Origin of the sequence: Streptomyces katrae, from assembly GCF_000966975.1 — a bacterium.
Lineage (GTDB): Bacteria > Actinomycetota > Actinomycetes > Streptomycetales > Streptomycetaceae > Streptomyces > Streptomyces katrae.
Map to the genome: position 1 here is coordinate 1 of NZ_JZWV01000030.1, position 14,521 is coordinate 14,521.

Sequence of the window (14,521 nt, forward strand, 5' to 3'; positions counted from 1 at the left end):
TGTGTATAAGAGACAGCGCGTGGCGGTGCACGTCCAGGACACGGGCGGGGCCCTCGCCGGTGAGGAAGGCGTGCACCGGGAAGAGGCTGCGTACGGAGGGCAGGGCGCGGTGCTCGAAGTACGGATTGGTCAGCTCGGCCCGCTGGAGCCCGAAGGCCGCGAGCAGCGCCCGCTCCGCCGGCCGGTCCGCGCCGGCCACCCGCCCCGCCGGGAACGCGGCGCGCTCCAGCAGCTCGGTGGTCCCGTACGGCAGCGTGCTGCCGGGCGCCCCGGCCGCCCCGTCGGGGAGCGGCCCGGAGGCCTCGGCGACCTGGGCCGGGGTGGGGAACTGCGAGCGGCCGGTGCCCTGCGCGTGGGCGTAGCGCAGCACGCGGCGGGACAGGGTGTCCGGCGTCGTCGACGTGCTCATCGGGGGCCTGCCTCTCAGGGGAAGGGGTGGGGGTCGTAAGGGGCGCTGCGGTGTTCCTGCGGGGTGCCGCGCAGCGCGGCGGCGAGCCGGGGCAGTCCGCCGAGGCGCTGCTGGGCGTGGCCGAAGCACATCGGGAGGATCCCGGGCACGACCGCCTTGGCCACGGCCAGGCCGAGGTCGGTGTGGTCGCGGGTGGACTGGTCGACCAGGACGATCCGGTCCAGGCCGGCGTCGGCGAACCGGGCCCGTACGAAGTCCAGCGCGCCCCGGACGGTGCCGCCGGCGGCTCTCAGCAGCCGGTCCGGCCAGTCCGGGAAGGCCTCCTGGAGGGTGACCCGGGGGCCGCCGAGGACGGCCGTGACCCGGGGCAGGGTCTCGGGCCGGTTGTACAGGTCGACGTGGTCCTCCAGCAGGTCGACCTGCCAGGGGTCGGCGACCATGGCCGCGCCCGCCTCGGGGTCGGCCGGGGGCCGGGTGCACATCTGGGTGAGCTCCCACAGCGCGGCGCGCACCGCGGACTCGGGGTCGGCGCCGGAGCCCGCTGCGGACCAGCTGGCCGGGTGGCCGCCGGTGCGGTTGACGGCCATCGCCCACACCAGGGGGATGTCGATGTCCTGGGTGGCGACCAGCAGGTGGGCGTCGTAGCCGTGGATGTCGATGGTGTCGAGGAGCCGGCGCGAGACCGGGTCGGTGAGGCTCGCCGGGTCGATGGCGGGCAGCGGCCGCGCCCGGTGCCAGGACAGCAGGAACGCGTCCCGCTCGGCGAGTTCGAGGAGGGAGTGCAGGGCCGCCTCGGTGAGCCCGGAGCCGAGGGCGCAGCCGCTGGAGGAGTCCGGGAAGTGGCTGCGGCGGCGGTCGGCGTGCTGGTCGCGGCGGGCGCCGTGGCGGTCGTGGCGGTGCAGGTACTCGTAGCGGTAGAAGCCGATCTCGGCCGGGACGAGGGTCGGTTCGCCGGTGTCGAGGTCGTGGCCCCACACCCAGTCCATGGGGGTGTCGGGGGTGCTGGGGATGACCCGGGAGAGGGGGTGGGCGAGCTGCTCCTCGGTGTAGGTGCCGAGGGAGACCGGGTCGATGGCGCGGTCGGCGACCTCCCGGTAGGACAGGCCGGTGAGGACCTGCCCGTGGTGCGGGAAGCTGCCCATGCGCTCGTACGCCTCCAGGACGGCGACGGACTCGGCGCGGTCGAAGGTCAGCGCCCGGCCGTAGCCGTACGCGGGCGATTCGGGCAGGACGGCGTTGCTCATGGCGTACGGAGCGTCGAGGTCGCGCATGACCTGGAGGACCGGGCCGAAGCGCTGGTCGACCAGGCGCCGGCGCAGCACGCCCGGGGCCAGCAGCGCGTCGCCGCCGGTGCCGCGCACCGGGTCGTCGGGGGAGGCGGCGGGGTCGTCGAGGACCAGCCGTGGCGGCCGGGCCGCCGGGTCGGCGGCGGGTGCCGTCGCCGGTGCCGCGCAGATCGCGCAGTTGAAGGTGCGGACGATGCGGTGCCGGGAGACACCGGCGCCGCCCGCAGCGAGGAGCTCTCCGGGGGCGAGGGGGCGGCCGGCGAGGGCGTCCAGGGCCGCCGCGAGCGCTTCCGCGAGGAAGGGCCGGGGCGGGCGGGCCCCGCGCACGGGCTGGTCGATCCGGTCGGCCAGCGGGTGGTCGACGGCGATCCGGGCCCGGGTCTCGGCGCAGCCGGGGCACCCGGAGTCGGTGCCGGGCACCCACAGGGGCCCGACCAGGGCCTCGTCACCGGAGATCCGGACGGACAGGTAGGCCCGCCCGTCCTCCACGGCCCGCCGGTACAGCTCCCGTTCACGGTCGAGGTCCCAGCCGGTGTGCAGGCCGACGGCCTCGGCGTCCAGCCCGGCCGCACGGGCGTACGCGCCGAGGAGCCCGGCCAGGTCGGGGAGTTGGGCCGGAGCGGCCGGGGCCGCCGGGGTCGATGTTTCACGTGAAACGGCGGCCGGGGGCTGCTCGTCCAGGAGGTCGGGGGCGATCGTCATGCCAGGACCTCCTTCGGGAGGGCTTCCTCAAGCGCGTCCGTCGCCGGACGGGCCGTCACCGTGCCGAACCACAGCGGGGTTTCGCCCGCCACCGGATCGGCGGCGCGGGTCCCGGTCGGGGTGAGCCAGAGCCGGGTCTGGGCGGCCAGCGCGCTCAGCGCGGCGGTGTCGGCGTGCAGCAGGGCGGTGGTGTCGGGTGCGGCGGTGACGAGTTCGCGCCCGCGGATCCGGAGGGTCTGGACGCGGGTCAGCGCGGTGCTCAGGGCGGCGACGGACGCGGCGGTGCGGTCGGGGCCCCAGGCGGAGGCCACGTCCCGGCCGGTGGCACGGTCGTGGACCACGGCCAGCGGCCAGTCCACGCCCGGCACCCGCAGCAGGCTCAGCCCGACGGTGAGGAACTCGTGGTCCTCCAGGGTGCGCCAGAGCACCTGGCCGGCCTTGTCGAGGTCCTCGAACGCGGGGGCGTCCCCAACGGGTTCGGCCCGTCCGGCGAGCAGCCGCAGGGTGCCGTCGAGCAGCCAGCCCTCCTCGCTGGTGCCGGCGGCGGCGACGGCCTCCGGGCCCGCGTGCTGCTGGGCGCGGAGGGCGGCCAGGGCGGCGGCCACCGAGGAGGAGCGCTGGTCGGCGCCCCAGGCGGCGACGGAGCCGGCCGTGCCGTCCCGGTGCTCGGCCTCGGCGACGCCCAGCGGCAGCTGCGGCAGGTTCTCGGGGGTGACCAGTGCGAAGGGGCCGGTCCACCGGGCGGCGACGGCCTGGACACGGGCCACGGCCTCGTCCAGGCCGGCGGCCGGACCCGCCGGCGGCAGCGGGGCCAGGTCGATGCGGGAGGCGTTCAGTTCGGGGCCGTGCACCACGTACGCGCTCTCGCCGGGGGCCCCGGTGCCGGTCAGCACCCGGTAGGCCAGCTGCCCGGCGAGGGCCCCGGCCAGCGCGCCGGCCGCGGCACCCAGCGGGGCGGCGCCGGGGGTGTCCACCCAGTGGCCGACCCGGGCGGCCACCGTACCGGGGTACCCGGAGGCGCCGGCGACCTGTGGGCCGACCAGGTGGAAGCGGGAGTCCGCGCGGACCGGCACGACCGGGCAGCCCGGCGGCAGCAGCGCGGCCACCCGTGCCAGCTCGGCACCGAGCAGCTCGCCCGGAGCGCAGACGATCGCGACATCGGCCGGTACCGGGGCGGTCGCCGCCGGGCCGGCTTCCGCGCCCAGGACCAGGAGTTCCGCACCCAGCCGGGCGGCCGTGTCGGCCGCGGCCACGGTCTCCTCCGCCGGTACGGCGAGCCTCCGCCGGTACGGCGAGCAGCAGGCGGCCGGCGCCGGTGCGCGCGAGGCCCCGGGCGGCGGGGAGTACGGACGCCGCCGGGCCGGAGACCAGCACCGTGGCGGCACGCAGCCGGGCGAAGGCCGCGTAGGGGTCCTCGTGCAGGGTCTCCAGGTCCGCGAGGACGTCCCGGAACCGCTCCCGGGTCCCGGCGTCGGGTTCGGGGACGCTGAGGGCGTCGAGGTCAAGGAGCAGGCCCTGCCGGCTGAAGGTGTTCAGCAGGGTGGTGACCACGGGCCGCGCGGCCTCGCCGCCGAGGGCGGCGACGAGGGAGTCCTCGTCCGCGCCGTCCTCCAGCAGCGGGACGCACACGTCGGCCACCCGGAACAGCGCCGCCGGGCCGCGCACCACGAACGAGGTGCCCTCGGCCCCGAAGTAGACGCCGTCCCGCACCGGTGCGTAGTGCAGGGCCGGGCGCAGCCTCATCCTCATGATCGCTCTCCCTGGTCCTTGTGATCGGTGGGCCCGTCTCCGGGCCGGGTGTAGGTGAACCGTCCGCCGGACGGCCTGCTGATCTCGACCGCCCACTCGTAGGCGTGCGGTGACGCGCCCGCGGCGGGCAGGGCCTCCTCCACGAAGCCGCTGCCGTCGCGGTCGAGGAAGCGGGGCAGTACACGGCCGAGTAGCGCGCTGGTGAGGTCGACGTACTGCGGTTTGCGCTGCTTGGCGGAGCCGCGGTCCGAGCCGGCCGGGGCACTGCCGGCGGGGGCGGGCTTGAGGACCACCTCGGCCGGCACCCCGTGGCGGGCGCGCCAGCGGGTCAGTGCCAGCAGCCGGTCGGCCTCGCCGGGCCCGTGCTTGACCGCCTGCTCGAAGTCCTCGCCCGGGTACCAGCGGCGGCGCTGGAGGACGACGGACCCGGCGAGCAGCCGGGGCGTGGCGGGCTCGGTGGCCACCCCGCCGATGCCGGGGCCGCCGAGACCGCCAGGCATGCCCAGGTCGGGCAGCAGCCGGCCGCCCATGACCAGCCAGTTGGCCAGGCGCAGCGGTGGCGGCAGCAGCTCGGGGTGGCCGGTGCCGAGGGTGAGGACGTGCAGCGGGCGGCCGTCGGCGTCCTCGACGTACAGCCGGTCGAGGTCCGGGTCGTGGACGAGCCGCAGCCCGTACCAGTCGTCGGCGCGCAGCCGCCGGTCGAGGACGGGCGCGTGGGCGTTGACACTGACCCCGTGCAGACCGCGGTCCTCGGCGAGGACGGTGCCGTGGGAGCCGTGCCGCTCGGTCAGGCGGCGGCGCAGCCGGGACAGGGCCTGCCCGCCGAGTTCGGCGTCATGGCCGAGGAAGCGGCCGTAGAGCATGCCGTGGCCGGGGTAGGAGTCGTTGACCACCAGCCGGTCGCCAGTCGGCTGGACCAGGACGCTGTAGGCGATGGCGTCCCGGCGGAACCGGTCGGGCAGGGGCGCGGCCAGTTCCGCCAGCCACTCGGCGTCCCACACCACCTCGGTGTCGCCCCGCCGGGCGGCGAGGTCGGCGCGCAGCTCCCCGAGCATCCTGGTGCGCAGCGCGCGCAGCCCGGTGAGGCTGTCGCCGCCCGCGATCACCCGTTCGTTGACGGCGCTCACCAGGTGGCGGGCGTGGTCGGTGAGGTTCACGGAGGCACCGCGGCCGTGGAGCTCCACGAACACGTCGGTGAGCACGGCGCGGATGTCGTGGAGCCGGTCGAAGGCGGACAGGAACTCCATGGCGTGCGCGAGGTCGCGCAGCTGTCGGTCCAGGCCCCGGGTGTCGACCTCGGCCGGGGGCAGGAGGTAGTTCTCCGAGACGAGGAGGACGGCCGGGCGGCGGGCCTCCTCGGTCAGGGCCGAGGTGAGGGAGCCGATGCCGCGCAGGGCCTCGGCGCGTTCGGCGTGCCCTGCATCGGCCAGCCCGGCGAGGGCGGTGCGCAGGTCCTCGTGGCGCGCGGACCCCGCGAGGGGGTCGGCCGCGCAGTCCTCCGGGCCGTCGGTGGTGCACAGCAGCCCGGCCTTGAGGGAGCCGAGGACGACGCCGGCGGCCTGCTCGGGGGTGGTGCCGAGGGCACGGGCGACATCGCCGGCGATCGCGCCGACGGTCCGGGGGCCCATGTCCGTGGCGTTCAGGAGCCGGCGCAGGGGTTCGGTGAGGGCGGTCGACAGCAGCCGGCTGCTGTCGTCGCCGGCCTGCACGAAGGAGATCCGGTCCGGGCCGGGGCCCGGGGAGAGGGTCGGCGACTGCCGCACCCAGGTGCCGGGGCCCGGCGGGACGGCGGGGTCGGCGGTGCGGGCGACGTAGCCGAGCAGCGCCTGGTCCAGGTGCGGGAAGGAGCGGGCCCCGTCGAAGGACACCTCGTCGGGGCGGGGGCCGTCGGGGGAGGGCACGGCCAGCCCGACCGCCGTGAAGCGGGCGAGCGGGCTGGTGCGCATCATGGCCCGGGTCACGTACTGGAGCAGCCCGCGCTCGGACTTGGCGGCCCGGGACAGGGTGCCCTCGCGGTAGCCGACGGCGGCCCGGTGCACCTCGGGGGCCAGCAGCGCCAGGGAGCGCAGCAGGTCCTCGTCCCCGAGGAGGCCGGAGAGGGTGCCGCGCTCGCGGGCCAGGGCCCGGGGGTGTTCCTCGGCCGCCTCGGCGAGGAGGCCGTCGCGCAGGACGCGCAGCTCCAGCCAGGCGAGGAACTCGGCGGGGGCCGGGTCCGGCAGGGTGGCCGGGACCCGGTCGTTGTGCACGGCCCGGCGTACGGCGACCAGAGCGGCCCGCTCGTCGGCGGGGGCCGCGCCGATCCGCTCGTACAGGGCGTCGGTGCAGGCGGTGGCCCGTACGGCCAGCTCCGTCTCGACGCGGGCCAGTTCGTCGAGGACGCCGGCCAGGGCCGGGTCGGCGAGCCGGGTGCGGCGCAGCGGGTTGACGCGCAGCATCCAGACCGGCTCGGTCCGCTCCACCGGGGGGCGCCCCGGGGTGTCGGCGGAGGCGCTCACCGGGGTGTCCGCCCCGGCGGTGGCCTCCGCTGCGGTGCCCCGCGGGGTGGCCGCGGAGGCGCTCACCAGGGGATCGCCCCCGGCGGTGGCCTGCGCGGCGGCGGGCTTCAGGAGGGCGGCCGGACGTTCTTCAGTGACCGTCACCGGAAGTCCTTCCGGACCCGGTGCACGCGCGCCGCGACGCACAGCACCAGGCCGCCGACGATCCAGGCGCCCAGCACGAGGGCGACCCGCCCGAGTTCCCAGCTGTGCGCGGGCTCCAGCGCGGCCATGTCGTCGGGCAGCAGCGCCGCCCGCATGCCCTGGGCCATCCACTTCAGCGGGAAGACCGCCCCGATGCGCTGCACGCTGTCGGGCAGGCCGGAGAAGGAGTAGTAGACCCCGGAGACGAACTGGAGCAGCACGAACGGGAACTGCACGGCGGCGGTGATGGTCCGCCGGTCGGTGATCAGCGAGCCGACCGCGATGCCCAGCAGGGCGGTGGCGGCGGAGCCGAGGAGGAACACCCAGGCCAGGGTGGCCCAGCGGCCCGGGGTGCTGGGCAGCTGGAAGTCGAACACGGCGACGGCCAGGGCCAGTACGGCGACGGACTGCAGCAGTGCCAGGACCAGGACCAGGACGGTCTTGGCCAGGAAGTAGCCGCCCGTCGCGAACGGGGTGCCGCGCAGCCGCTTGAGCGAGCCGTCGCCGCTCTCCAGGGCGATGCCGGTGGCCAGGACGCCGAACGCGGCGGACATGACGCCCGATGCGAGGACGCCGGCCACGACCACGTCGTGCATGGGGACGGTGTGGTCGCCGGCCTTCATCGTGAAGATCGAGCCGAAGAGCAGCATCAGGACCACGGGCAGGGCCATGTTCATGGCCACCGCGGTGCGGTTGCGGAAGAAGACCCGCAGTTCGGCGCGGGCGCGCAGGACACCGGTGCGGAAGACGCCCGGCAGCGGGCCGCGGGCGGCCACGGCGCCGATCGGGGCCTTCGCGGGCGCCTTGGCCGGGGCCCCGGCGGTGGCCGCGGCGGTGCCGGCGGCCGCGAGGGACGGTGTGGGCGTCATCGGGTCGTGCTCCTTCCGTGCGTGTCGTCGTCGCCGTCGCGGTGACGGCCGGCGTCCTCGATCAGCCGCAGGTAGCGGCTCTCCAGGGAGGGTCGGCGGATCTCCAGCCCGGGGACGTCCGTGCCCAGCCGGGCGCGCAGCTCCTCCAGGACGGGTCCGACCTCGGCGGTGGTGACGGTGCGGGTGCGCCCGTCCTCGTTCGGCGGGGGGCGCGACCTCCCGTACGCGGCCGCCGGCGAGGACCGCCACCCGGTCGGCGAGCCGTTCGGCCTCGTCGAGGTAGTGGGTGGTGAGCAGGACGGTGGTGCCCTCGTCGCGCAGCCGCTCGATCATGTGCCAGCAGTCGCGGCGGGCCTGCGGGTCGAGGCCGGTGGTCGGCTCGTCGAGGAACAGCAGTTCGGGGCGGCCCACGACCGCGAGGGCCAGGTCCAGGCGGCGGCGCTGGCCGCCGGAGAGGGAGCCGAGGACGGCCTGGGGGCGGTCGGCGAGGTCCACCAGCTCCAGCGCCTCCCGGACGGGCAGCGGGTCGGAGTAGCACAGGCCGATCTGCTCGACGAGTTCGCCGACCCGCCAGCCCTCGTGGTCGGTGCCGCTCTGCTGGACGATGCCGATGCGGTTGCGCCAGGCGCGGCCGGCCTGGCCGGGGTCCTCGCCGAGGACGGTGACGGAGCCGCCGGAGCGGTGCCGGAAGCCCTCCAGGATCTCGATGGTGGTCGTCTTGCCGGCGCCGTTGGGGCCGAGCACGCCGAACACCTCGCCGCGGCGGACCTCCAGGTCCACGGATCCGACGGCGACGTGGGCGCCGTACGCCTTGTGCAGGCCGGAGGTCCGGATGGCGAGGTCGCCGTCGTGTCCGGCGGTACCCGTCGCCGGACCGGCCACCGGCGTACTGAGCGGGCTCATGCCGCTTTCCTCTCCGCTGCGCGCCGCAGCCGCTCGCGCCAGTCCTCCCCGTACACCTCGTCGACGGTCTCGGCGATGGCGAAGCACAGGTAGTAGCGCTGGATGGGTGTCACGCCGAGCAGGGGGAGCCGGCTGTAGAACAGGTTGATGAGGAGCCGGTACGAGGCGAACCAGGACGGCGTCCGGTCCACGGCCCGGCTCTCGGCGATGGTGGAGTGGAACTCGCTGCGGCCCTCTGCGACGGGTCCCCGGTGTCCGGGCGGGGCAGTGGACGCGCGGTCCTCGACGGGGGCCAGCCCGTCGAGCAGCTCGGCGCTGAGGTCGCCGCGGGCCGCCGCGGTGTCGAGGACCCCCATGCCGTACGCGAACGCCGCCCGGAACTCGGCGGCTTCGGAACTCTCGGCGCCGTCCCGGGCCCGCTCAACGACGGCGCGCAGCATGGGTGCGTCGGCCTCCAGCCTGCGGGCGAAGGAGGGGCGCGGGTCCTTGACGGAGCTCGCCCAGTACAGGAAGGCCTCGGCGTGCGAGCGCAGCGAGAACACCCCGTAGGAGGGGCCGCCGGGGTGGGCCGTGCACAGGGCGGTGAAGGCCTCGGCGAGGGCCGTCACGGGAACGCCTGCGTCCCGGCCGGCTGCGAGGTCCATCAGCCGTGCCAGGGGGGTGAACATACGGGTCAGTACCAGGTCGCGGGGGGCTTCGAGGCCGGCCGGCCAGGTGATGCCGGGGTTCCGGTCGAAGAACTCGACGGTGCCGCGCGGGTGCAGCGGGAGGTAAGGGGGCTCCACGCGTTCCAGCCGGCCCAGTTCACGGGCCTGGGCGAGGTACTGCTCCCCGGTCATGGGCTCGGGGAGATCCTCCAGCCGCCAGTCGATGGAGCCGGCGATGTCCTGCCACGGAATTCCGTCGGGGCCGCGGGCGATCAGTTCGACGTGGGGGCCGTGCTTCCAGCCACGGGCCAGATAGGCCACGGTGGCGTTGTGCTCGATGCGCAGGGACCGCACCACCGGTACCAGTACCTGCGAAATCCATGCGGGTTCGATCGGTGATCGCGCATGAAAGCGCATGCCGATCGTGCGCTCGTTCGGGGCGCCTTCCATGGGTGTCACCTCTCGTTCTGGGATCCGCCGTCAGCAGCAGGACGAACCGGACGACGACGAAGAGCAGCAGAGCCAGCTGCCCAGGTTGGAAGCACCCATCTCGGGGAGGGCGACGCCGTCGACGACGTCGAGGATCTCCAGGTCCTCCAGCTCGAAGGAGGCGAAATCCTCGGCGGTCAGGTTGTCCATGCGAATTCCCTTTCTTTTTTCCCGGCTTCCACGGATACAGCGGGGCAGGCGCCCGCCCGCCGTCTTGCGACGGAGGGCGGGGCGCCTTGCTCGGTCGTGCCTGCGGCGTACCGCCGTCGTCAGCTCAGCAGCAGGACGAGGAGGACGACGAGGAGCAGCACAGCCAGCCACCGCTGGAGGCGCCGACCTCGGGGAGGGCCGCACCCTCGGCGACGTCCAGGACCTCGATCTCCTCGAGCTCGAAGGAAGCGAAGTCCTCGGTACCCAGGTTCTTGTCCATGTGAATTCCCTTTCAGGTTTTCCGTTTGCCTGGCCGGTCGGCCTGACGAGAAGAATCATTGCCCGCTCGAACCGGCTCCCGGAAGACCTCCAGGACTTCCCCTGACACAGGTAATGGCGCCCCGTTACATTCGTCACGCGCGCCCTTTGCGCATACGCGCGCACGATTCCCCCCACTGTTGCCCGGGGCCCGGAATGACATATGTCACGACCTCACGTGATCCGTGTCAGCGTTCCTCCGGAAAACCTTGTCCGGGCCCCCGCCCGCGACCGAGCATGCGAGGGACTCGGCTTCACAGGGAACGGAAATGACGGCGTGACCGGACGATCCACTGCGCAAGGGCACTACGTCTCCCGGATACTCGGCGTACTCGCCGGGGACCCCCGGCGGCCCCGCATCCGGGGCCGGGCCGGCTCCCTCGACGGGGCCGCGCTCGTCCGCTCCGTGCACCGCGCCCACGAGGCGCTCCGCGCCGCGGGCGCCGGGCCGGGCACCATGGCCGGGATCCTCACCGAGGCCAACCACCCGCTGACCTTCACCGCCCGCCACGCGGCCCATCTCCTGGGCGCCGGCGTGATGTACGTGCGGTCGGTGAACCCCGGCTCGGACCTTCCGCTGCCGGCCGCCGAACAGGCCGGGCTCCTCGCGGAATGCGGGGTCTCGGTCCTCGTGACGGACCCGGCCCACGCCGGCCGCGGCCGCGAACTCGCCGCGCTGCTCCCGCAGCCCGTGGCCGTCGTGGTCCTCGACGCCCCCGGCGACGGGGACGCGAACGGCGGCAGCGACGCCGACGCCGCCACGGCGGCCGGGGAGGCCCCGCGGACGCCGGACTGCGCCGTGGTGACGTACACCAGCGGCAGCAGCGGCCGCCCCAAGGGCGTGCGGCAGTCCTTCGCCGCCTGGAACCGGCTCGTGCTCGGCGACGCCGCCTCCCTCGCGGGGCGGCAGCCGGAGCGGATGCTGATCGTCACCCCGACCAGCCACACCGTCGCCGTCATGGCCGACGTGGTCCTGGCCTCCGGCGGCTCCCTCGTGGTCCACGACCGCTTCGACACCGCCGAGGTGCTGCGGGCCCTGGCCGCCGAACGGATCACCCGGGTCTACGTGACCGTCCCGCAGCTGTACCGGCTGCTGGACCACCCGGACACGGCCGGCACCGACCTGTCCGCGCTGCGCCAGCTCATCTACAGCGGCTGCACGGCCTCACCGGCCCGGCTGGCCGACGCGGTACGGGTCTTCGGACCCCGCCTCGTGCAGTGCTACGGCTCCACCGAGGCGGGCCGGATCACCCTGCTGGACCAGCTCGACCACTTCGAGCCGGAGCTGCTGCCCAGCGTGGGCCGCCCCTTCCCGGGCGTCGAGGTCCGCGTCTGCGACCCCGCCACCGGGCTGGAGGTCCCGCGCGGCGGGTCCGGCGAGGTCCAGGTGCGCTCCCCGTACGCGATGGCCGGCTACCAGGGCCTGCCCGCCGAGAGCGCCGCCGCCCTGCTGCCGGACGGCTGGCTGCGGACCGGCGACCTCGGGCACCTGGACGCGTACGGGTACCTCCACCTGGCCGACCGGATCGGACGCGTGATCAAGGCGGCCGGCGTCAAGGTCCGGCCCGCCGAGGTGGAACGCGCCCTGCTCACCCACTCCGCCGTCGCCGACTGCGCGGTGTTCGGCACGCCCGACCCGGTGACCGGCGAGGCCGTGCACGCCGCCGTGGTGCTGCGCGTCCCCTGCGAACCCGACGAGCTGCGCCGCCACGTCGCAGCGGTCCTCTCCCCCGCCCACGCCCCCGCGCGGATCGTGCGGTGGCCCGAACTCCCCCTGACCGAATCCGGAAAGCCCGACCACAGGCGCCTCGCGGGCGCGGCGGTCTCCGGCGCGGCCTCGAACTGACGAAGAAAGCGAGCTGACATCGTGACGACTTCCACGACCCCGACCCTCCCGGCGTCCCCCCGGGCCCACCTGGCGTTCTTTACGGACCGCGCCGCCGCCGCGATCGCGGACGGCAAGCGCGAGTTCCTGGAACTCGGCCGCCGCGCCGGCCGTTTCCCCAGTGCCTCCACCTCCACCGACCCGGCCGACGCCACGGCCGAGATCAGCGTCTGGTGCAGCAACGACTACCTCGGCATGGGCCAGCAGCCGAAGGTCATGGCGGCGATGCGGGACGCGCTGGAGCGCTTCGGCGCCGGCTCCGGCGGCTCCCGCAACATCGGCGGCACCAACCACGTCCACGTGCAGCTGGAGGCCGAACTCGCCGCGCTGCACGGCAAGGAGGCGGCGCTGATCTTCACCTCCGGCTACACCGCGAACGACGGCGCCCTGACGGTGATCGCCGGTGCGGTCCCCGACTGCGTGGTCTTCTCGGACGAGCTGAACCACGCCTCGATCATCGACGGGCTGCGGCACAGCGGCGCCGCCAAGCGCATCTTCCGCCACAACGACGCGGCGCACCTGGAGGAGCTGATCGCGGCCGAGGACCCGGAGCGGCCGAAGCTGATCGTGCTGGAGTCGGTGTACTCGATGTCCGGTGACGTCGCGCCGATCCGCGAGGTCACCGAGGTCGCCCGCAAGTACGGGGCGACGATCTTCCTCGACGAGGTCCACGCGGTGGGCATGTACGGGCCGCGCGGCGCCGGCATAGCGGCCCGCGAGGGGCTGGCCGAGGAGATCGACGTGGTCATGGGCACCCTCGGCAAGGGCTTCGGCACCGCCGGCGGCTACATCGCGGGGCCGGCCGCGCTGATCGACGCCGTACGGACCCTGTCGCGGCCGTTCGTGTTCACCACCTCCCTCCCGCCGGCGGTCGCGGCGGGCGCGCTGGCCGCCGTACGCCACCTGGCGGGCTCGGACGCCGAGCGGACCGCGCTGCACCGCAACGCGAAGCTGCTGCACGGGCTGCTGCGGGAGCGCGGCATCCCGTTCCTGTCGGACGAGTCGCACATCGTGTCGGTGCTGATCGGTGAGGACGCGGCCTGCAAGAAGGCCTCGGCGCTGCTGCTGGAGCGGTACCGGATCTACGTGCAGTCCATCAACGCGCCGAGCGTGAAGACGGGCGAGGAGATCCTGCGCATCGCGCCGGGGGCGCTGCCCGAGCCGGCCGAGGTGGAGAAGTTCGTGGAGGCCCTCGACTCGGTGTGGCTGGAACTCGGCCTGCCGCGGACCGCCGCATGAGCCTCGCGTCCCCGCCGGCCGCGTCCCCGGCGATCGCGTCGCCGTCGGTCGCGTCCGTCCTGGCGGAGTCGGCCGCCCGCAGGCCCGCGCACCCCGCGCTGGTCTTCGGGGACCGCTCGTACTCCTATGCCGAGCTCTGGGACGGCGCCCTGCGGTACGCGGCCGCGCTGCGCGCCCGGGGTCTGGGCGCCGGGGACAGGGTGGCGCTGCTGCTGCCCAACACCCCGGCGTTCCCGATGGCCTACTACGGGATCCTCGCCCTGGGCTGCACGGCCGTACCGGTGCACGAGCAGTCCCGGGCCCCCGAGATCTCCCACGTCCTGCGGGACTCGGGCGCGGCGGCCCTGGTGTGCGCCGCCTCCCTGCTGCCCGAGGCGGCCGCCGCCGCACGGGCGGCGGGGGTCGCGGTGCTCGGCGTGTCGGACGGGGACGCGACCGGGGACGACGGGGACGCGGACGCGGCCGGGCCGGACCTCGCGGAGCAACTCCCGCGGCTCGACCGGGAGGCGCGGCACGCCGAGCCGCTCCCCGGGCTCGTCCCTCCGGCACCCGGGGCCATCGCCGTCGTCCTCTACACCTCCGGGACCACCGGCGCCCCCAAGGGCGTGATGCTCACGCACCACAACGTGCTCATGAACATCACGACCACCGCCCGTACCCCCTTCGCCTTCGACGGCCACGACGTACTGCTCGGCGCGCTCCCGCTGTCCCACACCTTCGGCCAGATCTGCGGGATGGGCGTGTGCTTCCACGCCGGCGCCACCCTGGTGCTGATGTCCCGCTTCTGCGGCACGCGCGCCCTGGAGCTGATGAACGACCACCGCTGCACGGTCGTCATGGGCGTCCCCACCATGTACCTGGCCCTGCTGGACGCGGCCGGGAGCGATCCGCGCCGGCCCCCGCTGGAACGGGCGTACTCGGGCGGCTCCTCGCTCCCCCCGGCGGTGCTCAGGCAGGTCGAGGAGGTGCTGGGCGCGCCCGTCTACGAGGGGTACGGGCTCACCGAGACCTCCCCCAGCGTCAGTTACAACCAGCCGGGCCACCGGCGCCGCCCCGGGACGGTCGGCCTGCCGATACCCGGGGTCGAGGTCGGCATCGCGGACGCCGACGAGCCACGGCGGATCCGGCTGCTGCCCGACGGGGAGCGCGGGGAGATCGTCGTGCGCGGGCACGGGCTGATGGCCGGCTACCTGAACT

The 14,521-nt window shown here is 75.1% G+C and carries 11 protein-coding genes and 1 pseudogene; 4 read left to right on the forward strand and 8 right to left on the reverse strand.

Annotated features, from left to right (window positions below; all coding sequences use genetic code 11):
• The 3 genes and pseudogenes from VR44_RS02125 to VR44_RS02135 form a co-directional block, all read right to left on the reverse strand.
• Window positions 1-409, reverse strand: a pseudogene (locus tag VR44_RS02125) (hypothetical protein); the annotation flags it as partial.
• A 14-nt stretch (window positions 410-423) separates the two neighbouring features.
• Entirely contained in the window at window positions 424-2,397 is a 1,974-nt protein-coding gene (locus VR44_RS02130) for a TOMM precursor leader peptide-binding protein (RefSeq protein WP_052713427.1), read from the reverse strand.
• Window positions 2,394-3,650 carry a hypothetical protein gene (locus VR44_RS02135; RefSeq protein ID WP_045945610.1) on the reverse strand — a complete coding sequence of 419 codons (1,257 nt, stop codon included), beginning with the start codon at window positions 3,648-3,650 and terminating at the stop codon, window positions 2,394-2,396. Before VR44_RS02135 ends, VR44_RS02130 begins: the two co-directional genes overlap by 4 nt.
• Here VR44_RS02135 and VR44_RS44755 point away from each other — a divergent pair.
• On the forward strand, window positions 3,634-4,170 hold the full coding sequence (locus VR44_RS44755) for a hypothetical protein (protein ID WP_157880204.1): 537 nt from the start codon (window positions 3,634-3,636) through the stop codon (window positions 4,168-4,170). The two genes, VR44_RS02135 and VR44_RS44755, sit on opposite strands and share 17 nt — an antisense overlap.
• Here the strand turns inward: VR44_RS44755 and VR44_RS02145 are convergent.
• The 5 genes from VR44_RS02145 to VR44_RS42150 all read right to left on the reverse strand — a co-directional run bounded on the left by VR44_RS02145 (window position 4,143) and on the right by VR44_RS42150 (window position 10,162).
• A complete protein-coding gene (locus VR44_RS02145; protein ID WP_052713428.1) occupies window positions 4,143-6,785 on the reverse strand; it encodes a lantibiotic dehydratase family protein in 2,643 nt (880 codons plus the stop codon). The two genes, VR44_RS44755 and VR44_RS02145, sit on opposite strands and share 28 nt — an antisense overlap.
• Window positions 6,782-8,596: an ABC transporter ATP-binding protein/permease gene (locus VR44_RS46305; RefSeq protein ID WP_211275001.1), complete on the reverse strand. Its 1,815-nt coding sequence runs from the start codon at window positions 8,594-8,596 to the stop codon at window positions 6,782-6,784. Before VR44_RS46305 ends, VR44_RS02145 begins: the two co-directional genes overlap by 4 nt.
• Window positions 8,593-9,693, reverse strand: coding sequence for a hypothetical protein (locus VR44_RS02160; protein WP_052713429.1), 1,101 nt, complete (start codon window positions 9,691-9,693; stop codon window positions 8,593-8,595). Before VR44_RS02160 ends, VR44_RS46305 begins: the two co-directional genes overlap by 4 nt.
• A 30-nt stretch (window positions 9,694-9,723) precedes the next feature.
• Window positions 9,724-9,882, reverse strand: coding sequence for a thiazolylpeptide-type bacteriocin (locus tag VR44_RS42145; protein WP_094191377.1), 159 nt, complete (start codon window positions 9,880-9,882; stop codon window positions 9,724-9,726).
• A 124-nt stretch (window positions 9,883-10,006) separates the two neighbouring features.
• The gene (locus VR44_RS42150) at window positions 10,007-10,162 is read right to left on the reverse strand and encodes a thiazolylpeptide-type bacteriocin (RefSeq protein ID WP_094191378.1); all 156 of its coding nucleotides are present in this window, start codon (window positions 10,160-10,162) and stop codon (window positions 10,007-10,009) included.
• Between the two features lie 315 nt (window positions 10,163-10,477).
• Between VR44_RS42150 and VR44_RS02170 the strand changes: the two genes are divergently transcribed.
• From VR44_RS02170 to VR44_RS02180, 3 genes are all read left to right on the forward strand, one after another.
• The gene (locus VR44_RS02170; protein WP_045945614.1) at window positions 10,478-12,046 is read left to right on the forward strand and encodes a class I adenylate-forming enzyme family protein; all 1,569 of its coding nucleotides are present in this window, start codon (window positions 10,478-10,480) and stop codon (window positions 12,044-12,046) included.
• 69 nt (window positions 12,047-12,115) lie between these two features.
• Window positions 12,116-13,324 carry a 5-aminolevulinate synthase gene (gene hemA / locus VR44_RS02175; RefSeq protein ID WP_045945619.1) on the forward strand — a complete coding sequence of 403 codons (1,209 nt, stop codon included), beginning with the start codon at window positions 12,116-12,118 and terminating at the stop codon, window positions 13,322-13,324.
• On the forward strand, window positions 13,321-14,521 hold a 1,201-nt coding region (locus tag VR44_RS02180; protein ID WP_045945615.1), incomplete at its 3' end, for an AMP-binding protein. The genes hemA and VR44_RS02180, both read left to right, overlap by 4 nt.